The 20337-nt window shown below is 59.7% G+C and carries 21 protein-coding genes and 1 tRNA gene; 9 read left to right on the forward strand and 13 right to left on the reverse strand.

Annotated elements, in window-relative coordinates; all coding sequences use genetic code 11:
- The first annotated feature begins 169 nt into the window (after positions 1-169).
- Positions 170-586, forward strand: coding sequence for an iron response transcriptional regulator IrrA (gene irrA, locus J2T09_RS15720; protein ID WP_373458488.1), 417 nt, complete (start codon positions 170-172; stop codon positions 584-586).
- Between the two features lie 125 nt (positions 587-711).
- Positions 712-1182: a hypothetical protein gene (locus tag J2T09_RS15725; RefSeq protein WP_306836311.1), complete on the forward strand. Its 471-nt coding sequence runs from the start codon at positions 712-714 to the stop codon at positions 1180-1182.
- Here J2T09_RS15725 and J2T09_RS15730 read toward each other — a convergent pair whose 3' ends face one another.
- From J2T09_RS15730 to J2T09_RS15775, 10 genes are all read right to left on the reverse strand, one after another.
- Entirely contained in the window at positions 1183-1908 is a 726-nt protein-coding gene (locus J2T09_RS15730; RefSeq protein WP_306836314.1) for a YoaK family protein, read from the reverse strand. It abuts the gene before it with no gap.
- 72 nt (positions 1909-1980) lie between these two features.
- Positions 1981-2808 carry an alpha/beta hydrolase gene (locus J2T09_RS15735; protein ID WP_306836316.1) on the reverse strand — a complete coding sequence of 276 codons (828 nt, stop codon included), beginning with the start codon at positions 2806-2808 and terminating at the stop codon, positions 1981-1983.
- A gap of 63 nt (positions 2809-2871) precedes the next feature.
- Complete coding sequence (locus tag J2T09_RS15740) at positions 2872-3429, reverse strand: winged helix DNA-binding protein (RefSeq protein WP_306836319.1); 558 nt, start codon at positions 3427-3429, stop codon at positions 2872-2874.
- Positions 3430-3611: 182 nt separating this feature from the next.
- Entirely contained in the window at positions 3612-4163 is a 552-nt protein-coding gene (locus tag J2T09_RS15745; protein WP_373458477.1) for a DNA-3-methyladenine glycosylase, read from the reverse strand.
- Positions 4164-4229: 66 nt separating this feature from the next.
- A complete protein-coding gene (locus J2T09_RS15750) occupies positions 4230-5237 on the reverse strand; it encodes an ABC transporter ATP-binding protein (RefSeq protein WP_306836320.1) in 1008 nt (335 codons plus the stop codon).
- A gap of 22 nt (positions 5238-5259) precedes the next feature.
- Positions 5260-6321 carry a Gfo/Idh/MocA family protein gene (locus J2T09_RS15755; RefSeq protein WP_306836322.1) on the reverse strand — a complete coding sequence of 354 codons (1062 nt, stop codon included), beginning with the start codon at positions 6319-6321 and terminating at the stop codon, positions 5260-5262.
- Entirely contained in the window at positions 6318-7157 is an 840-nt protein-coding gene (locus tag J2T09_RS15760) for a carbohydrate ABC transporter permease (protein WP_306836325.1), read from the reverse strand. Before J2T09_RS15760 ends, J2T09_RS15755 begins: the two co-directional genes overlap by 4 nt.
- Before the next feature lie 11 nt (positions 7158-7168).
- Positions 7169-8119, reverse strand: coding sequence for a carbohydrate ABC transporter permease (locus J2T09_RS15765; protein WP_306836327.1), 951 nt, complete (start codon positions 8117-8119; stop codon positions 7169-7171).
- Positions 8120-8298: 179 nt separating this feature from the next.
- Entirely contained in the window at positions 8299-9564 is a 1266-nt protein-coding gene (locus J2T09_RS15770; protein WP_306836329.1) for an ABC transporter substrate-binding protein, read from the reverse strand.
- 50 nt (positions 9565-9614) lie between these two features.
- Positions 9615-10505: an N-acetylmuramic acid 6-phosphate etherase gene (locus tag J2T09_RS15775; RefSeq protein WP_306836331.1), complete on the reverse strand. Its 891-nt coding sequence runs from the start codon at positions 10503-10505 to the stop codon at positions 9615-9617.
- Between the two features lie 207 nt (positions 10506-10712).
- On the opposite strand from J2T09_RS15775, the gene J2T09_RS15780 reads away from it, so the two are divergent.
- The 5 genes from J2T09_RS15780 to J2T09_RS15800 are packed head-to-tail and all read left to right on the forward strand — an operon-like array spanning position 10713 to position 15002.
- Complete coding sequence (locus J2T09_RS15780) at positions 10713-11600, forward strand: BadF/BadG/BcrA/BcrD ATPase family protein (protein ID WP_306836333.1); 888 nt, start codon at positions 10713-10715, stop codon at positions 11598-11600.
- Positions 11597-12361 carry a GntR family transcriptional regulator gene (locus J2T09_RS15785; protein ID WP_306836334.1) on the forward strand — a complete coding sequence of 255 codons (765 nt, stop codon included), beginning with the start codon at positions 11597-11599 and terminating at the stop codon, positions 12359-12361. Before J2T09_RS15780 ends, J2T09_RS15785 begins: the two co-directional genes overlap by 4 nt.
- A gap of 14 nt (positions 12362-12375) precedes the next feature.
- Positions 12376-13404 carry an SIS domain-containing protein gene (locus J2T09_RS15790; protein ID WP_306836337.1) on the forward strand — a complete coding sequence of 343 codons (1029 nt, stop codon included), beginning with the start codon at positions 12376-12378 and terminating at the stop codon, positions 13402-13404.
- Positions 13401-14555 (forward strand): N-acetylglucosamine-6-phosphate deacetylase, encoded by a 1155-nt coding sequence (nagA, locus tag J2T09_RS15795; RefSeq protein ID WP_306836339.1) that lies wholly within the window; start codon positions 13401-13403, stop codon positions 14553-14555. The genes J2T09_RS15790 and nagA overlap by 4 nt, the downstream gene beginning before the upstream one ends.
- A 42-nt stretch (positions 14556-14597) precedes the next feature.
- Positions 14598-15002 carry a hypothetical protein gene (locus J2T09_RS15800; protein WP_306836340.1) on the forward strand — a complete coding sequence of 135 codons (405 nt, stop codon included), beginning with the start codon at positions 14598-14600 and terminating at the stop codon, positions 15000-15002.
- Between the two features lie 53 nt (positions 15003-15055).
- Here J2T09_RS15800 and J2T09_RS15805 read toward each other — a convergent pair.
- Both J2T09_RS15805 and J2T09_RS15810 read right to left on the reverse strand, forming a co-directional pair.
- A tRNA-Ala gene (locus tag J2T09_RS15805) sits at positions 15056-15131 on the reverse strand.
- A 152-nt stretch (positions 15132-15283) separates the two neighbouring features.
- Positions 15284-15670: a TIGR02300 family protein gene (locus tag J2T09_RS15810; RefSeq protein ID WP_306836343.1), complete on the reverse strand. Its 387-nt coding sequence runs from the start codon at positions 15668-15670 to the stop codon at positions 15284-15286.
- A 264-nt stretch (positions 15671-15934) separates the two neighbouring features.
- Between J2T09_RS15810 and cmk the strand changes: the two genes are divergently transcribed.
- Positions 15935-16567 carry a (d)CMP kinase gene (cmk, locus tag J2T09_RS15815; protein ID WP_306836345.1) on the forward strand — a complete coding sequence of 211 codons (633 nt, stop codon included), beginning with the start codon at positions 15935-15937 and terminating at the stop codon, positions 16565-16567.
- Between the two features lie 159 nt (positions 16568-16726).
- A complete protein-coding gene (gene rpsA, locus J2T09_RS15820; RefSeq protein WP_306836347.1) occupies positions 16727-18430 on the forward strand; it encodes a 30S ribosomal protein S1 in 1704 nt (567 codons plus the stop codon).
- An 84-nt stretch (positions 18431-18514) separates the two neighbouring features.
- On the opposite strand, the gene J2T09_RS15825 is transcribed toward rpsA, so the two are convergent.
- Positions 18515-20272: a hypothetical protein gene (locus J2T09_RS15825; protein WP_306836349.1), complete on the reverse strand. Its 1758-nt coding sequence runs from the start codon at positions 20270-20272 to the stop codon at positions 18515-18517.
- Between the last annotated feature and the right edge of the window lie 65 nt (positions 20273-20337).

Raw genomic sequence — 20337 nt, forward strand, 5'->3', positions numbered from 1 at the left:
GGCCGCCAAACCAGAGGCGCAACAGGCAAAAATGCGTTTTTTCGCCGATACAAAGGGGTCGCATGACGGCTTGGCCATGGCGCGAACATGTGCGCTATTGAAACCATTCGTCGCTAAAGTTATATCGAGTGTTGAACTTTATCAAAGCTGACAGGAGTTTGCTTGCATGATGGCTGAAGCCAGCATGGACGTGGAAACGAGATTGCGGGTATGCGGGCTGCGTCCAACGCGGCAACGTATCGCACTTGCAGATCTCCTGTTTGCCAAGGGTGACCGCCATCTGACGGTCGAGGAACTGCACGAAGAGGCGACATCCGCCGGCGTGCCGGTTTCTCTCGCCACCGTCTACAATACCCTGCACCAGTTCACCGAGGCCGGCATGATCCGCGTCCTTGCTGTCGAAAGCGCAAAGACCTATTTCGACACGAACACGTCCGATCACCATCACTTCTTCGTTGAAGGACGAAATGAAGTGCTGGATATCCCGATCAACAACCTCGCGATCGATAACCTGCCGGCACCGCCGGAAGGCATGGAAATCGCGCATGTCGACGTGATCATTCGTCTCCGCGAAAAGAAAAGCTGATCGCAACCCATAAGAGTTGTGTCGTCAGCGCCGCGCAAGCGCCATCTGGGACTATGGGATATTGGGCAGCCGTGGATATGGCGCCCTGACCAATTTGTAAGCACGCCGTTCCCGGGGCCATTTTGATGAAGATATTGTCTGTTCTTGCCGCGCTGCTCTGCCTGATCGCTGCAGCGCCCGTGTCCGCGCAGCAGCAATTGCTGAGCGATCCCGAAATCTACGAAAAAGATCATTTTCGCAAACAGTGCAAAACGGCCGAGTTCGGGGCCGATTTCATCACCCGGCTGGATATCAACAATGATGGCCTGATCGATGCGATTGCCAATCACGGTGCCTATACATGCGATGGCGTAAAGGGCCCGGCCTGCAGTGCAGAGGAAGGTTGCCCCTATAATTTTTATCTGCAGGTGAAGGAGGGCGGTTATTTCATGATCGCCACTGCCCGCATCTTTTCCTACGATTTCATCAAGCGCTTCGGCAACATGGTTTTTGTCTTCAAGATGGCGCCGAAATATTGTGATCGCACCGGCGGTAAGCCCTGCGAAATGACGGTTCGCGTGCGCGGCGCCAAGTTTGTCACCATCTCCAAGAAATAGTCAGGCTGCCGGGGACGAATCCCTGTGGCTTGAGGGCGCCGGGCGCTGATTGTAGCGGTTCTGCAGCGAACGCGGAATGAACAGCGTGACGACGGCAAAACCGAGCGTCAGACACGCGGCCATTTGCAGTGCCTGATCGGGCAGCCCGATGGCCAGCGCCGCACCGCAAAGCGCGCCCGCCGCCATGCCAAGCCAGGGCACGATCTGCACGGTCCAGCCAAAACTACGTTCTCCCAGCATCATGCGGCCGATGCCGCGCCCGAGACGCGAAAGTGCGCCGGTCACATAGGTCAGCCCGATCGGCAGGCCCTCGATATGTTCTACCGCCGCATTGACCAGCCCCATTGCCAGCACCACGGCATTAAAGCGCCAGATCGCCATATCCGGTGCGGTCAGCGCCGATGCGAGCGTGAGAAACAACCCGACCGTGACCAGCACCGCAAAAATGCGTCTTTCGAACAGATGCGCGACGATGATGCCGAGCGCATTGCCGATCACGAAGGTGGCGATCGCCCCGACCAGCACGAGCGCGTGGGCATAGTCCCCCTGTTCGAAGGAGATCGCGGCGCGTGTCGTATTGCCGGTCATGAACGAGACGAAATCGCCGGAAAGCTGCAGCCCGATCGCATCGGTCAGTCCTGCCAGAAAGGAGATAGCCGCAACAAGCGTAATGCCCAGGCTCGTGCGTCTGGTGCGAATGATGCGACGTCGCCTCTGTATCGTCATGGTCCCTGTTCCTTTTGCACGGGGCCTATCAGGCGAGAATGAATGCCGGATGCATGCGAGTCTTGATGAATATCAAGACAGAAGTGTTTTTGTCAGCGGATGGTCAGGATCGGCCAGGCCATCGACCACGTTGAAGTGGTGACGATCCGGCTCGTGGTAGCTGCCGGTGACAGCGCCAAGTCCGGTCCAGATATTGGCGAGAAGGTCGTTCTGGCGGATGAACTCGGCCCGTTCGTTGGCGCCCACCCAGCAGAACAGCCGCGTATTCGCTCCGGGTGTCAGAAGTGCGGGGCTCTCTCGTTCCGCCTCTTCCGGCGTCAGCTGCAGCTTGTCGTTCAATCGCGTGGTGAGCAGCGGTCGCAGGTCATGCACGCCGGAAATCGAAACGGTGTTGTGGATGCGTGCGCGGATGTCCGGCGCAAGCGGCGATGTTGCCGACACCATGCGCGACACGAGATGCCCGCCTGCGGAATGTCCGGTCAGGTGAAGCGGGCCGTCAAACCGCTTTACCGCCAGCGTGATCGCTTCGGAAATCTCGCGGGTGATGTCGGAAATGCGGGCCTCCGGGCAGAGCGTATATTGCGGCATTGCCACGGCGTAACCGTGGGTCACCGCACCATTGGCCAGATGCGACCAGTAGGATTTGTCGAGGTTTTGCCAGAAACCGCCATGGACATAAACGACGAGACCTTTTGGTGTCGCTTCCGGCAGAAAAAGATCCAGCCGTTGCCGCGGTTTTGGCCCGTAAACGACGTCGAGCTCGGTGCGACCCAGTGCCGTTAGCGTATCCCGATAGGTTTTGGCAGGGGCCACCCAGGCTTGCGGCCATTGGCTGCCGTTGGGAATGTTCGGCCCGTTGGAATAGGCATCGTCCCAGTCCGAAACCGCGTGAAAAATCATGCATGCACCCGTCGTGATGGTTTTATCCCATCACCGTAGCGATGCATCAGCGGTTGGAAAAGGTCAGGATTGACCGGAATAACTTGCCGGCAGCGAACTGCTCGCCACGCGGCGGGTGGCGGCTTCATAAAAGCTCGTCAGCAATTCCAGCATTTCGGTGGTCGATTGCAGATTGTTGTCAGAGTGCTCGATCTTCTGGATCATCGATACAAGCAGGTTTTCGCGGACTGCGCGATACTCCTGGGTCAGTTTTTCGCCGGTCGAAGTCGGGATGTAGAGCGTATCCTTGCGCGATCGGCCCTTGACGCGCTCGATCATCTTCAGGCCCTGAAGTTTCTTGATGGCATATTGCACATTGGCTGTGTCGTCGCGGCCGAGCAGGCGGCAGATCTCACTCAATCCCTTGGGCTTCTGGCGGTACCGGATCGTATGCAGGACGGCGGTTTCTAGCCCGCTGATGCTGGTGCCGGCCAGATCGGTGCTGCATTCCGACTGCCACCGCAGAAAGGCGGCGGAGATACGCCATAACGACCATTCGAATGCGGTCAGTGCATCTTCGGCAAGGGTGAGGTCTGCCGAATGATCTTGGGCCGCTCCTTCGGCTCCGGACATGTCGTTCATAGGGGGTCTCCACGCGTCTTGCGTGGTATATTGCATTAAGTTTTGCGAAAATACAGTAGTTGTTTGATTTAAATACTCTACTTTATTCGGTAACAAACATGGAAAATTACCCTGTATAGAGAATGTCTCACACGAAAAGAGTTGCAATACATCGATATCGGGCGGTGAGGCTGGAAAAACAGTCAAACAAACTTGCGGCTCACATGGACGGACCCATGCAGACCGAAACGCCAAGGCCGGTCCATGGCCTTCGATATGCCGATCCGGGTACCGACATCGATGATCGGTGGCAGCGGTGGCGGTGTGAGCGAGAATGGTGGCTGCGACAGGGGCAGGCCGTCCTGTTCAGCGCTGATCGCCAACGCCTGGCAAAGCCTGCCCGGACCGGAGCATAGAAGTAGCGGATCTGTCTTGCCGCGTCGTTCTTCCATCTCCGGCAGACCTGACGTCGGCTGCAAGGCTCGTATCAGCACGGCGCTTGAAGGGCGACAGACAAAATTCAGGCACCAGTGAATGCCATAGGAGCGGTAGACATAGGCATGCGCCGGCGGACCGAACATCGTGCGCGTGCGTGGGGTCACGCCGCGAAAACTGTGCGAGGCCGGATCGTCCGGCTCGTAAGCTTCCGTTTCGACGATTATCCCGCCTGCGCCACCAAAAATAAGCTCGGTGCCGATCAACGCACGCGCCACCTCGACCGAAGACCGGTCGAAAAATTTCTGCAGATCCATCATGTCTCACCGTTTCATCGGTGAAGATATCGGCTCGTTCGCAAATGTCGGCAAGCCTCAGGGCATCGTTCAGGAAGCAGCAATCGCCTTGTCGCCGGCATCGAAGCGATGCAGCCGGCTCCTGTCCGGCGTGGCGAAGACGATGTCGTCGGCCCCATAACGGTGTTCACCGAACAGCCGAACGGTCAGAAGTCCTGCGGCCTCCGTCTCGAGATAGAGAATGGTGTCGGCGCCCAGATGTTCGGCATGCACGACCTTGCCCTTCCAGTCGCCGCTCTCGCGCGAAAGCGCGATATGTTCGGGGCGGATGCCGATAGTTTTCGCCTGTCTGTCGCCCAGACGTTCGGCGTCGATGAAATTCATCTGAGGCGAGCCGATAAAACCAGCGACAAACGTGTTGGCCGGTTTGTTGTACAGATCCATCGGCGAGCCGACCTGCTCGATTGCGCCGGCATTCAAGACGACGATCTTGTCGGCCAGCGTCATGGCCTCCACCTGATCGTGGGTGACGTAGATCATCGTCGCCTTCAACTGCCGGTGCAGCCGGGCGATCTCCAGACGCGTCTGCACGCGCAGCGCCGCATCGAGATTGGAAAGCGGCTCATCGAACAGGAACAGTTTTGGCTCGCGCACGATGGCGCGACCGATCGCCACGCGCTGGCGCTGACCGCCGGAAAGTTCGGCCGGACGCCGCGCCAGATAGGGCGCGAGGGACAGCATGCGCGAGGCTTCGGTTACGCGGGTCTCGATTTCGTCCTTTGGCGTGCCGGCCTGTTTGAGGCCAAGCCCCATATTGTCCTTGACCGTCAGGTGCGGATAAAGCGCGTAGGATTGAAAAACCATGGCGATGCCGCGCTTGGCCGGCGGCACGGAAGCGACTTCCGCGCCATCGATCTGCACGCTGCCGCTGGTCGCATCCTCAAGACCGGCGATGACCCTGAGAAGCGTGGATTTTCCGCAGCCGGACGGGCCGACAAAGATCACGAACTCGCCGTCCTCGACGACAAGATCGATGCCTTTGAGAACCTCGTGATTGCCAAAGGCTTTGGTGATGGATGTCAGTTTCAGGGAACCCAAGAGCTTATTCCTTCACGTGATCTCAAAGGCGAACCGGTTGACCGGTGCGCACGCTTTCGTCAGCCGCCAGCGCGATGCGCAGCGATTGCACCGCGTCATCCATATGCCGCGTCAGGTCGATATCTTCGCGGATCGCCTTCAGCATATAGGCCTGTTCCAGATCGCAGAGTTCCTGATGGCCGGGTTCCCCGTCCATCTTGAGGTCTTCGTCGGGCGCAAGGAAACGGCCATCCGGCCCGGTTTCGGCGCGGTGCACGCGGATGACCGAGGTTTTCGTGTGTGTGTCGATATCGGCCGACCTGGCGTTTTCATCGACACGGATCGACACCGACCCCTTTGGCGACATCACGTCCTTCACGAAAAACGCCGTCTCCGACATCATCGGTCCCCATCCGGCCTCGTACCAGCCGACCGAGCCATCTTCGAACAGCACCTGCAGATGGCCGTAATTGTACATGTCCTCGGCGATCTCGTCGGACATGCGCAGGCCCATGCCACGCACTTCGACGGCGCGCGCATCGGTGATCTGGCACATCACGTCGAGATAATGCACGCCGCAATCAACGATCGGCGCCGTCGTTTGCATCAATGCCTTGTGCACGTCCCAATGCGCGCCGGAAGACTGCTGGTTAAGGTTCATGCGGAAGACATAAGGCGGCCCGAGCTTTCGCGCTTCGGCGATCAGCCGTATCCACGAAGGGTGATGGCGCAGGATATAACCGACCACCAGTTTTTTGCCCGCCGTCTTGGCGGCAGCCACCACGCGCTCGGCATCTGCGACCGTCGTTGCCAGCGGTTTTTCCAGAAACACATGGGCGCCGGCCTCGAATGCCTGGATGGCATAGGCGGCATGGCTGTCGGAATAGGTGTTGATCGAGCAGACATCCGGTTTCAGTTCGGAAAGTGCCGTCTCGAAATTGTCGAAGAAAGGATAATCGCCGAGTTCTGCCGGCAAATCAGGCTTGCTGCGGTTCACGAGGCCAACGATCTCGAAGCCGGGATTGTTGTGATAGGCCAGTGCATGGCTGCGGCCCATATTGCCGAGACCGGCCACAAGCACGTGAAGAGGGGGATGAAAAGTCATTTGACGGCTCCCGAGGTAATGCCACGGATCAATTGGCGTGAGAAAATGACGTAAAGAACCAGAACCGGCAGAATGGCGAGCGACAGCGCTGAGAGGACTGCGTTCCAGTTGGTCACGAACTGACCGATGAACATCTGCGCGCCCAGCGTCACCGTCTTGGTTTCCTCGCCGGGTGCAAGGATCAGCGGGAACCACAGGTCGTTCCAGATCGGGATCATGGTGAAGACGGCAACCGTTGCCATGGCGGGACGCACCAGTGGCAGGACAAGGCGGAAGAAGATCGCATATTCCGACAGCCCGTCGATCCGCCCGGCATTTTTCAGATCGTCGGAAACATTACGCATGAATTCCGAAAGAATGAAGATGGCGAGCGGCAGCCCCTGCGCCGTATAGACCAGAACCAGCGCCGTCAGCGTGTTGACGAGACCGGCGGCCACCATGCCCTGCAGGATGGCGACGGTGCCAAGCCGGATCGGGATCATGATACCGAGCGCCAGATAAAGCCCCATCAGCAGGTTGCCGCGAAACCGGTATTCGGAGAGCGCAAACGCCGCCATGGCGCCGAACAGCAGAACGAGAGCGATCGAGAAAACGGTAACAATCAGACTGTTCTGGAAATAACCAAAGAAGTCGCCCTGTGCGAGCACGGTCTCGTAACCGATCAGACTGAAGGTGGACGGTGTGGGGACAGCCATCGGATCGCGAAAGATGGCATTGCGGCTCTTGAACGAATTCACCAGCGTCAGGAACACCGGAAACAGCGCTATCAGCGTGTAGCTGATCAGAGCGAGATGGATCAGTCCGCTGCGGATAAGCGAGGTGCGCGCCTTGGCCATGGTCGCCTCCTTCAGAACTGGTAGCGGCGCATGCGCCGCTGGATGACGAAGAGATAGAGCGAAACGCCGGCGAGGATGATCAGGAACATTACCGTGGCGATGGTGGCGCCCATGGAGCGGTCGCCCATCTGGTTCTGGAAGCCAAAGAAGGTGCGGTAGAGCAAGGTGCCCAAAATGTCGGTAGAACCGTCGGGGCCTGCCAGCGCCCCTTGCACCGTGTAGATCAGGTCGAAAGCGTTGAAATTGCCGACAAAGGTGAGGATCGAAATGATGCCGATCGACGGCAGGATCAGCGGCAGCTTGATCTTCCAGAACTGGCTCCAGCCGGTAATGCCATCGCATTCGGCGGCTTCCAGCACCTCTTCGGGAATGTTCAGGAGCGCCGCATAGATGAGCATCATCGGAATGCCGACATATTGCCAGACGGAGATCAGCGACACGGCAATCAGCGCACTGTCCGGTCGGCCGAGCCAGGGCGCAAACAGCCATTTCAGCCCGACCATATCCAGCATTCCCGGCGCAATGCCCCAGATCGGCGAAAGGATCAGTTTCCAGATGAAACCGACGATGACGAAGGAGAGCAATGTCGGCACGAAGATGGCGGTGCGATAGAAGGTGGCGAACCTGAGTTTCGGGATCGACAGCATGGCGGCGAGCGCAATGCCGACCGGGTTCTGCACCAGCATATGGATGACGAAAAAGATCAGGTTGTTGCCGAGCGCATTCCAGAAGCTGGCGGAAAGGCGCGGATCGGAAAACAGCGTCACGAAATTGGAAAGGCCGACAAAAGCCGTCTGCCCATCGACGAGATTGTAAAGTGACAGCCGCAATGTCTCGATCAGCGGCAGGATCATGATCGCCGTGTAAACGAGCACGGCGGGCGCCAGAAACACGGCGATATGCCAGCGGGTGGGGCGCTTGATCGGCGCGATCGCAGGATCGGCAGTGTCTGTGTCGCTCATGTTTCCGAACTCTGGTTGAAAAATGGATGCGTCATCCCGGCCTTGAGCCGGGATCCAGCAGTCACGCGTCTGCGTGACGAAAGAGCCTCTTTCAGCTCAAGGACTTGAGCTGGCTGGATTCCTGTGACGAGCACAGGAATGACGGAGGCTGATGATCAGCCTCCGTCTCCTCATTCAGCTCACTTCGCCGGCTTGTACCAGCTGTCGAGACCCTTCTGGGTCTCTTCAGCCGCCTGTTCCGGTGTCTGTGTGCCATTGATGACGTTGGCCGATACACGCCACATTTCCAGATCGAGGTTCGGCTTGCCACGGCCGACGATCGCCGCACTCGGGCGGATGGTCGGCTTGCAATTCTGGCGCCAGGAGACGAATTCCTGCGCCAGCGGGTCTTCCATCTTCACCGCCGTCGAATTCAGGCTGAAGAAGCCCGGCAGCGAATTGGCGTAAAGCGTGGCGAATTCCGGTGAGGCGACCCAGGCGAGGAATTTCTTTGCCGCTTCCGGGTTCTTGCCCTTGGCGTTCAGGCCGATACCGATGTCGTTATGGTCGGAAATATAGCAGGTATCGCCGGCCTTCTTCACCGGTGGCGGGAAGGCGCCCATTTCGAAATCGGCCTGCGCCTTGAACGGTGCGATTTCCCAGGAGCCGGCCGGATAGATGGCGGCACGACCGAGCGTGAACAGGTTCTGGCTGTCCGGATAGGTCTGGGCCTCAAAGCCGTCGCCGAGATAGGGCTTCCACTTGGCAAGCGTCTTGTAGGGCTCCACCCAATCGGCATCCGTCAGTTTCTGCGTGCCGGCGATCAGAGCCTTGCGGCCTTCCTCGCCCTTCCAGTCATTCGGGCCGATATTGTAATAGCCCATGGTTGCGGCTTCCCACTGGTCCTTGGTGCCCATGGCCATCGGGATATAGTTGCCGTCCGTCTTGATCTTTTCCAAGAGCGCGAAGAATTCATCCTCGGTCTTCGGCACCTCGACTTTCAGTTCTTCGAACGCCTTCTTGTTGTAGATGAAGCCGTGAATGACCGATGCCATCGGCACGCAGAACGTGGTCTTGCCGTCATCCGTGGTCCATGCGGACTTGGCCGTGTCGGAGAAATTACCGATGCCGTCGAGATCGTTCAGGGGCGCCAGCTGGCCCTTTTCGAACATGGCCAGCGACAGGTCGAACGGACGGCAGGTGATGAGATCGCCCGCCGTGCCGGCTTCGAGCTTGGCGTTGACGGCGGAATTGTATTCGGTTGGCGCCATCGGCGCAAAGGTCACCTTGATGCCGGGGTTCTTGGCCTCGAAGGCGGGGATCAGCTTTTCCTGCCAGATCGACAGGTCGTCGTTGCGCCAGCTTTCGATGGTCAGCGCGGTATCGGCAGCCTGTACGGTGCCGGCCAGTGCCGCAGGCACCAGCACGGTCGTGGCAAGCATCAAACCTTTCAGCATGCGGGTCATGACGTTCTCCCGGTTATTGCGCCCGCGGGCGCGTTTTCAGTTCCCAGTTATTATTTTTCGAACTCGGCAAGTGCCTGCCGTAGAACCTGTCCCGAGCGGGCAAGCGCTGCCTGCGCCACCTCGGCATTGTGTGCGCCGGCTGCCAGCAGCACGGCTATTTTCACGGAGCCGTCGGCGCTTTGCATCCGTTCAACGGCGGCATCCATGTCGATACCGGCGATTTCGGAAACGATGCGGGTGGCGCGGATGCGCAGCTTTTCATTGTCGGCCCGCACATCCACCATATGCCCGTCATGCACATGGCCGAGCTTGATGGCGGTGAGTGTCGACAGCATGTTGAACGCGATTTTTTGTGCAGTGCCGGCGCCCATGCGGGTCGATCCGGCTACCACTTCCGCCGGCGTCGCCAGAAGAACGGCAACATCGGCCATATCGAACAGGGGGGCGTCGGCATTGTTGGCGATGCCGATAATCTTGGCTCCGCGCGATCCGGCAATGTTGACGATGGTGAGCGAATAGGGTGTCGACCCGCTGGCGGTGACGCAGATCACGCAGTCGCCGGCTGATATCACTGCCGCATCTTTTTCAGCCAGAACGGTGTCGTCTTCCGGCCCGCCGGCCAGATTGGTCAGGCTGGAAATTCCACCGGCCATCAAAACAAGAATCCGGTCGCGGGCGATGCCGTAGGTGCCGGGCAGTTCGAGCGCATCGGCCATGGCCATCAGGCCGGAACTGCCTGCGCCGACATAGATCAGCCGTCCACCATTGCGCAGGGCATCGGCCGCCAGTGCGGCCGCAGCAGCAATCGCCGGAATGGCGTCCGTTACTGCCTGCGCCGCAGCCTGCTGGCCTTCCGCGAGCAACCGCAGCACGGCAGCCGGCTCAAGCTGATCGAGCCCGATCGCATTGTCATGTCTGGCTTCGGTGGCGTTTTTGCTCATCCGATTTCTCCCTCGGCAGAAATGATGCCAAAAAAATACCAATTGTCCAGATGCAAATTAACGATCGCCTAAGTTGAATCGTCGAAGGGCCGTAAATTTTCAAAAATGCGTTTGAAATTCAGCAAGTTGTTATGAATTCAAAATGCGCATTGCAAATCGCCCTTGGCTATTGGTACTTTTTTGGTATTGTCTTGGCCGGAGGTCTTCATGGTGCACTACATTCTCGGGATCGATGGCGGGGGAACCAGCTGCCGCGCGGCGGTGGCGGATGCCGACGGCCGCATTCTCGGTCGTGGCAAAAGCGGTGCCTCCAACATCCTGTCCGATCCCGACAATGCGCTGCGCCATATCGATGAGGCTGCGCGTCTGGCCTTTCGCGATGCCGGTCTGTCAGAAGATCTGGTGAAATCCTCTTCCGCTCTTCTCGGGCTGGCCGGCAACAATGTCGGCGATGCGGTCAATTATGTTCTGACCCGCCTGCCATTCAAGCGCTCGAAAATCGTAAATGACGGGCTGATCGCGCTGCAGGGTGCTGTCGGCGCAGAAGATGGCGCCATCGCCATTCTCGGCACCGGCACGATCTGCCTGGCGCGCCGCGGCAGTGAACTCACCTCCATTGGCGGCTGGGGTTTTCAAGTCAGCGATCTCGGTAGCGGTGCCCGTCTTGGCCACGCTGCCTTGCAGGAATGCCTGCTGGCGCATGATGGCGTCCGCTCGGTAACGCCGCTCTCCGCCGAATTGCTGGCGGAATTCGGCAATGATCCCGAACAGGTGGTCGGTTTTGCCCGCAAGGCCAGCCCCGGCGAGTTTGGCCGTTATGCGCCACGCGTGTTTTTTGCGGCCGAGCGCGGTGATGAAACGGCCCTGCGCATTCTCCATGCTGCTGCGGGCGAGGTCGATGCCGCGCTCGATGCCGTGGCGGCTATCATGCAAGGGGAGGGGCGTCTCTGCCTGCTCGGTGGTCTTGCCGGTCTGTATCCGACCTATCTGGCACAGCGCCATCGCAACCGCCTGTCCGAGCCTTTGGCCGATGCGCTCACCGGCGCCGTCTCGCTTGCCGTGTCCGAATTGGTAGCAGAAGGATTCGGCCGATGAGCGAAACGCTTTCCGCCCTTCTGCCGCTCGACGGTTTTCAGGCGGCAAGCGCCGGTCCGCTTTATCTGAAACTGCGGCAGACGCTGGAAGATGCGATCCGTTCCGGCCGGCTCGCCCATGGCGCGGCGCTTCCGGCCGAACGCGATCTTGCCGATTACGCCAGCGTCAGCCGCGTCACCGTGCGCAAGGCGGTGGATGATCTGGTGAAAGACGGCCTGCTGATGCGCCGCCACGGCTCCGGCACGTTTGTGGTCAAGCCGGTATCGCGCGTCGAACAGCCGCTATCGCACCTGACCTCGTTCACCGAGGATATGGCGCGGCGCGGCCTTGCCACGCGGTCGGAATGGCTGGAGCGTGGGCTTTACCATCCCTCGCCGGAGGAAAGCGTCATGCTCGGCCTTGCGCCCGGCACACTGGTCGCCCGTATCGGCCGCCTGCGCATCGCCAATGACATGCCTCTTGCCATCGAGCGCGCCAGCCTATCGGCGGAATTTCTGCCCGATCCGACCCGCGTCACCACGTCGCTTTATGCCGAGCTGGAAAAGACCAGCACGCGCCCGGTGCGTGCCATCCAGCGCATCTCCGCTTGCAACGTGAAAAACCCGGATGCCGGGCTGTTGCAGATGTCGGTCGGTGCCGCAGGTCTGTCGATTGAACGTATTTCCTATCTCGGTTCCGGCCGGGTGGTGGAGTTCACACGCTCCCTCTACCGGGGCGATGCCTATGATTTCGTGGCCGAGCTGACGCTTGGCGACCGCTGAAAACGGAGACCACGATGACCACCCAGACCCATATGCGCCGCGAGATCGACGAGATCCCGGATGCCGTCGCCCGCCTGCTTGATCGCTCGGCCAAAGACCTGAAAACCGCAGGCCTTGCCCTGCGTGAAAAGGATCCGGCTTTTTTGATCACCATCGCCCGTGGTTCGTCCGATCACGCCGCCACCTTTATCAAATATGCGGTTGAGCTTACTGCCGGCCGGCCGGTGGCCTCGCTCGGTCCGTCGCTTGCCTCCATTTATGGGGCAAAGCTAAAACTTTCCGGTGGCGCGGCGATTGCCATTTCGCAATCGGGCAAAAGCCCGGATATTGTCGCCATGGCGCAATCGGCCACCGCTGCCGGTGCGGTCACGGTGGCGCTCACCAACACACTGCCGTCGCCGATCGCATCCGCGTGTGCCCACGCGCTGGATATCCAGGCCGGACCGGAACTCGCCGTTGCCGCCACCAAATCCTTCGTCAATTCCATCGTCGCCGGTCTGGCGTTGCTGAGCGAATGGACGGATGACGCCGATCTGCGCGCCGCGCTGCGGAACCTTCCCGAAATATTCGGTAAGGCGGTCACCCTGCAATGGGATGATTTTGCCGCCGAACTCGGCGAGGCCGAATCGCTTTACATGCTTGGCCGTGGCCCGGCGCTTGCCATCGCCAGCGAGGCGGCGCTGAAATTCAAGGAAACCTCCAACATGCATGCCGAAGCCTATTCGGCCGCCGAAGTACTGCATGGGCCGGTGGCACTGGTGGAAGACAAGTTTCCGCTCCTCGCCTTTGCCGCGCGCGATGCGGCGGAAAATTCGGTCGTCGAGATTGTCGATAGCCTTGCCGGCAAACGCGCGCTCGCCTTCGCCACATCGGACAATGTCAAATCCGCCCGTAAACTGCCCTTCGTGGCCACGGGCCATCCGCTCACCGACGCACTGGCTCTGATCCTGCCTTTCTACGGGTTCGTTGAATCCTGGTCGCGCAGCCGCGGTTTTAATCCGGATGCACCGGTGGCGCTGAAAAAAGTAACGGAAACACGATGACCAAAAAGGCATTTTTCGGCGCGCGCATTTTCGATGGCGAGGCGTGGCATGACGATTCGGCCTTGATCGCCGCCGGCGGCAAGGTCACGGCGATCTCCGCTGTTTCCGCGCTGCCGCAGGATGCGGAAAAGGTGACGCTTGATGGCGGCATTCTTCTGCCCGGCTTTATCGACTTGCAGGTGAATGGCGGTGGCGGTGTCATGCTCAATGACCAGCCGAGTGTCGAAGGCCTGTCGCGCATTTGTGCCGCCCACGCCCGTTTCGGCACGACGGCGCTTTTGCCGACGCTGATCACGGATACAGCGGAGATCACCCGTGCCACGATAGACGCCGGCAGACAGGCGCGGCGTGAGCGCATCCCTGGTTTTCTCGGCCTACATCTCGAAGGCCCGCATCTTTCCGTCGCCCGCAAGGGCGCACACGATCCATCATTTATTCGCCCGATGGAGGAGGCCGATCTTGAGCTGCTTCTATCTTCGGCAAACGATCTCGGTGTTCTCCTGACCACGATCGCGCCGGAAAACGTCACCGAGGCACAGGTCGCAAAACTGGCTGAGGCGGGCATCGTCGTCAGCCTTGGTCATACCGAATCGAGTTTCGAGACGGCCGGGCGTTATGAGCGGGTCGGTGCGCGCATGGTCACGCATCTGTTCAATGCCATGAGCCCGCTTGGCCACCGCGAACCCGGCCTCGTCGGCGCGGCGTTAGAGAGCACCACGCTCCACTGCGGCCTGATTGCTGACGGCATCCATGTCGTTCCACCCTCCATGGCCGTCGCCCTGCGTGCAAAGCAGGGGCGGGGTCGTATCTTCATCGTTACCGATGCCATGTCGCCCATCGGCACCGATGTGACGAGCTTTATGCTCAATGGCCGCGAAATCCTGCGCAAGGATGGCCGACTGACATTGGCGGATGGCACGCTCGCCGGTGCCGATATCGACATGCTGTCATCGGTCCTGTTCGTGCACCGGAAGCTTGGCCTGCCGCTGGAAGAAGCGGTGCGCATGGCCACCGTCTATCCGGCGCAAGCGGTCGGCATTTCGCACAAGGGTCTTTTGCAGTCCGGTATGGATGCGGATTTTGTGGTCCTGAACGACGACCTGTCGATGAACGCCACCTTTATCGGCGGCACCTGCGTGCATCGCCAATAGACGCTCTTCTGTCTGGGCAGTCTCGGTGGTATGGGCTGGCGCATGCCCGCCACCGCGCCAAACATCGAGAACCGAACCTGCGGCACCTGCACGCTCTGTTGCCGGCTGCCGGATATCGATCATTTCGACAAGCCGGCGAATGCGTTGTGCAGCCATTGTATCGAAGGGCAGGGCTGTTCGATCTATGCGAACCGCCCATCGCTCTGTCGCGATTTCCTCTGTCTCTGGCGCACGGATGATTCTCTGCCGCCCGAATGGGATCCGACAATCTCGAAAATGATGATCTATGAACAGGGACCGCAGATCACGGTACTTGCCGATCCCGACCACCCGGAAATCTGGCGCAGCGAGCCTTATCGCAGCCAGCTCGAATCATGGGCGGCAAAGGCCGAACCATCGGGCGGTTACGTGATCGTGTTCTGCGGGGAAGAGGTGTTCAAGATCTGACACACAAGGGTGCTAGATGATCTTATATGGGTCGAAAAGTGTCTGGGAAAATTTGGTGGAGCTAAGCGGGATCGAACCGCTGACCTCTTGCATGCCATGCAAGCGCTCTCCCAGCTGAGCTATAGCCCCATCAGGGTGGTCCGGTATTTTCCGGTCCTGGGAAACTCCGTGGCGGCGTTCGCTTCGGGAGTGGCGGCTAAGTACTTCGTGTTTCTGAGAAGTGCAAGCCGAAAAATGCGACCCGGTGAAAAAATCTTGTCCGGGCCGCATTTTAAAGAAGATCAGCCTTCTTCGTCGTCGCCGCCGACGCCGATGATGCCCGACATGTCGTCGTCATCGTCTTCTTCGGTTTCGAGGAAGGTGTCGTCGTCGTCGCCGTCGAGCTCGACGTCGTCATCGCCCAGATCATCCGGGATGTCGTCGTTGTTGCTGCCGTCGTCGTTGTCGTCGTGCGAAACCATTTCGGCTTCGTTGTTTTCGGTATCGACTTCCTGGACGTCCTCTTCCTCGGCCTGTTCCATGATGGCGGCCGCCGAGTTTTCCTCGAAGAAGGAAAGTGGCCAGGATTTGCCGCTGTAAGGCGACACGACCGGGTCACGATTGAGGTCGTAGAATTTCTTGCCGGTATCCGGATCTACGCGTTTGGTTCCAAGTTCCGCTTTTGCCACTGTCGAAAGCCTCGTGAGAATGGGCCGAATAGTATCGGCAATGCCGCATTGTTGCGGTCGTCATATTCAGGTGAAAATGCTAGCCGGTCCCCTTAGTCGTTGTCCTTTTGCATGTCAAAGGCAATTTGGCTCGGCCAAATCCGGTGGTTTTGCACCATGCGGCAGAAACGGCCGATTCTGCAATATGTTGCATCACCGGCATGTCGCCGCTTATGAAGGCGCAGAAAAACATGGTTTGCAGCCGGACCGGCAGGAGAGGCTCTCTTGAAACATATCACGATCGCCATCGATGGACCCGCCGCCGCCGGAAAGGGGACATTGTCCCGTCGTCTGGCGGAGACCTATGGCTTTCATCATCTCGATACGGGCCTCACCTATCGCGCCACGGCGAAAGCGCTGATCGATACCGGCCTGCCTTTCGATGACGAAGCGGTGGCGGAAAGAATGGCGCTGGACGTCGATCTCGCCGGCCTCGACCGTTCGGTGCTGGCAAGACATGAGATCGGCGAAGCCGCCTCCAAGATCGCCGTCATGCCCTCGGTTCGCCGCGCGCTGGTGGAAGCGCAGCGTGCCTTTTCGAAAAAGATGCCGGGCACGGTGCTCGATGGCCGCGATATCGGCACGGTGGTCTGCCCGGATGCGGCGGTAAAGCTTTATGTCACAGCCTCGCCGGAAGTGCGCGCCCGTCGCCGGTATGACGAGATCGTCGCCTCGGGGCAGGCCGCCGATTACGATGCCATCGTCGAGGATGTGAAGAAACGCGACGACCGCGATATGAACCGCGCCGACAGCCCTTTGAGGCCTGCGGATGATGCGGTCTTGCTAGATACCTCGGAAATGAGTATAGAGGCCGCGTTTCAGGCGGCAAAACGCATTGTCGATGCTGCCCTGAATTGAGAATTGATGGTCGCCGGTTTTCCGGCAGCCGGCATGCCCCGCAGTTCCAGTCCCCGCGCCGGATTGCTTTTCTTTTGAGAGAAGCGGACTTGAACTTCGGGTATTTTTAACTCGAACCCCCCGGCGCTCAGTGTCCAGTGGACACGCCCAGGAGATTTCATGTCAGTATCTACCCCGTCGCGCGAAGATTTCGCAGCCCTGCTGGAAGAATCCTTTGCCAAGACCGATCTCGCCGAAGGCTATGTAGCCAAGGGTATCGTCACGGCGATTGAAAAGGACGTTGCCGTCATCGACGTCGGCCTCAAGGTCGAAGGCCGTATCGCGCTGAAGGAATTCGGTGCAAAGGGCAAGGACGGCTCGCTGAAGGTCGGCGACGAAGTTGAAGTTTACGTCGAGCGCATCGAAAACGCTCTTGGCGAAGCTGTTCTGTCGCGCGAAAAGGCTCGCCGCGAAGAAAGCTGGGTCAAGCTCGAAGCCAAGTTCGAAGCTGGCGAGCGCGTCGAAGGCGTTATCTTCAACCAGGTCAAGGGTGGCTTCACCGTCGATCTCGACGGCGCCGTTGCCTTCCTGCCGCGTTCGCAGGTCGACATCCGTCCGATCCGCGACGTTACCCCGCTCATGCACAACCCGCAGCCCTTCGAAATCCTCAAGATGGACAAGCGTCGCGGCAACATCGTTGTTTCGCGCCGTACGGTTCTCGAAGAGAGCCGCGCCGAGCAGCGTTCTGAAATCGTTCAGAACCTCGAAGAAGGCCAGGTTGTTGACGGCGTCGTCAAGAACATCACCGATTACGGTGCGTTCGTTGACCTCGGCGGCATCGACGGCCTACTGCACGTCACCGACATGGCATGGCGCCGTGTGAACCATCCGTCGGAAATCCTGTCCATTGGCCAGCAGGTCAAGGTTCAGATCATCCGCATCAACCAGGAAACCCACCGCATCTCGCTCGGCATGAAGCAGCTCGAGTCGGATCCGTGGGATGGCATCTCGGCCAAGTACCCGGTCGGCAAGAAGATCTCCGGTACCGTCACGAACATCACCGACTACGGTGCATTCGTAGAGCTGGAGCCGGGCATCGAAGGCCTGATCCACATCTCCGAAATGTCCTGGACCAAGAAGAACGTACACCCCGGCAAGATCCTGTCCACGAGCCAGGAAGTCGACGTTGTCGTTCTCGAAGTCGATCCGTCCAAGCGCCGTATCTCGCTCGGTCTCAAGCAGACCCTCGAGAACCCGTGGCAGGCATTTGCCTTCAGCCACCCGGCCGGCACTGAAGTCGAAGGCGAAGTCAAGAACAAGACCGAATTCGGCCTGTTCATCGGCCTCGAAGGCGACGTTGACGGCATGGTTCACCTGTCGGATCTCGACTGGAACCGTCCGGGCGAGCAGGTCATCGAAGAGTTCAACAAGGGCGACATCGTCAAGGCTGTTGTTCTCGATGTTGACGTCGAGAAGGAGCGTATCTCGCTCGGCATCAAGCAGCTCGGCAAGGACTCGGTCGGTGAAGCTGCCGCTTCCGGCGACCTGCGCAAGAACGCTGTCGTTTCGTGCGAAGTCATCGCCGTTAACGACGGTGGCGTTGAAGTGAAGCTCGTCGACCACGAAGACATCGTTTCCTTCATCCGCCGCGCTGACCTCGCTCGCGACCGCGACGACCAGCGTCCGGAGCGTTTCTCTGTTGGTCAGGTTTTTGACGCTCGCGTCACCAACTTCTCCAAGAAGGACCGCAAGGTCATGCTGTCGATCAAGGCTCTCGAGATCGCAGAAGAGAAGGAAGCCGTTGCTCAGTTCGGTTCGTCCGACTCGGGCGCTTCGCTCGGCGACATCCTGGGCGCAGCCCTGAAGAACCGTGGCGGCGAATAATCGTCTCGCTTAGAACTTTCTGAAATGAAGAGGCCGCCGGATGAAAATCCGGCGGCCTTTTCGTGGTCATCATGCGGTTTCGATTTATTCCAGCGAAGCCAGCCGCCGATAAAGATCTTCGGCGCTCGGAGCCGGATGATCCGACAGATGCTGGCGCGGCGCCTGCTTCGGGTCCGCTGTGGTTGGCATGCTGCCAGGCATATCCGCATGCACTTCCTCGTCGCCGGACAGTATCTGTTCAGCGGGCTGTTCCTCGCCATTCGGCTGTTGTTCCTCACCACCTGATGGCTGGTGAAATCCCTGATGTTCGCGCCGCGATGGCTGCCCGTCGTCACCGACGGGCGATTTGCGCCTGATCTCGTGGTCTTGGGCATCATCGAATTCCGGCGTGCCGTCTTTCGCAATAAGCGGGTGCCCGGGCACCTCGCGCGGCAAAAGTGTCATGCCAAGCAGCGCCTTTTCAAACGCGGTATCGGGTTGTGCCGCAATCGCCGCCGCTGTTGAAAGGGGATTGGCAGTCTGCGGCAGCGGGCCGATGATCGGCGCATCCTCTTCAGCATGCGCGAAAACAGTTGCCTGCTTCACCCCAGGTGATGTGCCATCCTCTGGCGCATTCGTTTCTTCGCCGGTTGGGGCGAGGGGTGTGTTACCCTGTGCCGGCACAAGATGCCGCGTGTTTCGTGCTTCGGTCTCGCCCGCCAGAAGCTCGGCAATCCAGCCGGCCTGAACTCCGTCAACGATGGCTCTGGCAATTTGATTTGTAGCTGCGGCCGTCGGCTTGCCGTTTTCTCCATATGCCAGACGCGCCAGGGCGGCAGCATCATAAATGGAGGCCGGTTTCTGTTCTGTCCTGCTGCTGGACGGCGTTTCCGCAGCATGCACCGGGTTTTGAGACGTGGCTTCCCCTCGTATCGGCTGTGGGCGGGCATCGGCTGCCTGCGCCGCCTTCCCCTCCGAGGACCGATTATTTGCAGGAAGGCGATCGGCCTGCGCCGTGTTGCCATCGGTGCCGGTTTCGTTGTCAGGCGACAGATGACCGGCGCCATCTTCACCGCGCGTTTCGTCCGCCGCCTGTTTGGAGATTTCAGAGTTGGTTATCGCCGATGATTCGGAAGCCGTTACCGTCGCTCCGGCACCGGCATTGATGGCCTGCCTGGTGGCGGGTGCATTTTCTTTCTGCGCCGAGCCGGACAAATTGCTGTCGGCATCGTGCTGCGGCACTGTTGCCACGTCCGCTCTGCCATCGGCAGCCTCGGCGGCGGCACCATGTGGCATTGCTGTGGGCGTCGCGTTGCTATTGGCGGGCAGGGCAGGCAGGTCGTTGCCATTGTTCTGGCGGTAGGAGCTCACCGCGTGACGGGCGGCGAGATCACGTCCCTGATTATGTTCCTGATATTGGGCGATCTCGATCTGCACCGCCAGCCGCGCGGCTGCCGGGCCTGCCGGGTCTTTCAGCAGTTCCGTGAGCAGGCGAAGTGTCGCCCCTTGCATGATCTGGTTCAGCTGCGTCTGCAGGCGTGCGCGCTCGGTCGCGCTCAGCGTGCTGATGGCTGCCGCCAGCCGCTTGCTGTAATCGGCAAGGGCTTCGCCTTCACGGCGCGGCAGTTTGAGAAGGCTGCCAAGCGTTTCGGCAAAAACGGAAAGGCTCTGCGCCAGCCGCATCTGGCCGGAAAGGCCAAGCAATTCCATGCTCGAACTCGTGCCAGCCGCGATCGGGCGAACGGCATCGAGCGCCGATTTGGTCGAAACAGGGGTTTCGAGCTCGACCACCTGGGTCGATGCCTGACGCTGGTTCGCCTGCATGGCATTGGCGACGGATGTGGCGGGAACAGGGGGCAGCATGGCCGGCTCCACGTCGGAGAGGCAGGTCCTCGTGTTGAAGAAACAGGCCGGCGAGACGGTGTGAA

Origin of the sequence: Neorhizobium huautlense, from assembly GCF_030811685.1 — a bacterium.
Lineage (GTDB): Bacteria > Pseudomonadota > Alphaproteobacteria > Rhizobiales > Rhizobiaceae > Neorhizobium > Neorhizobium huautlense_A.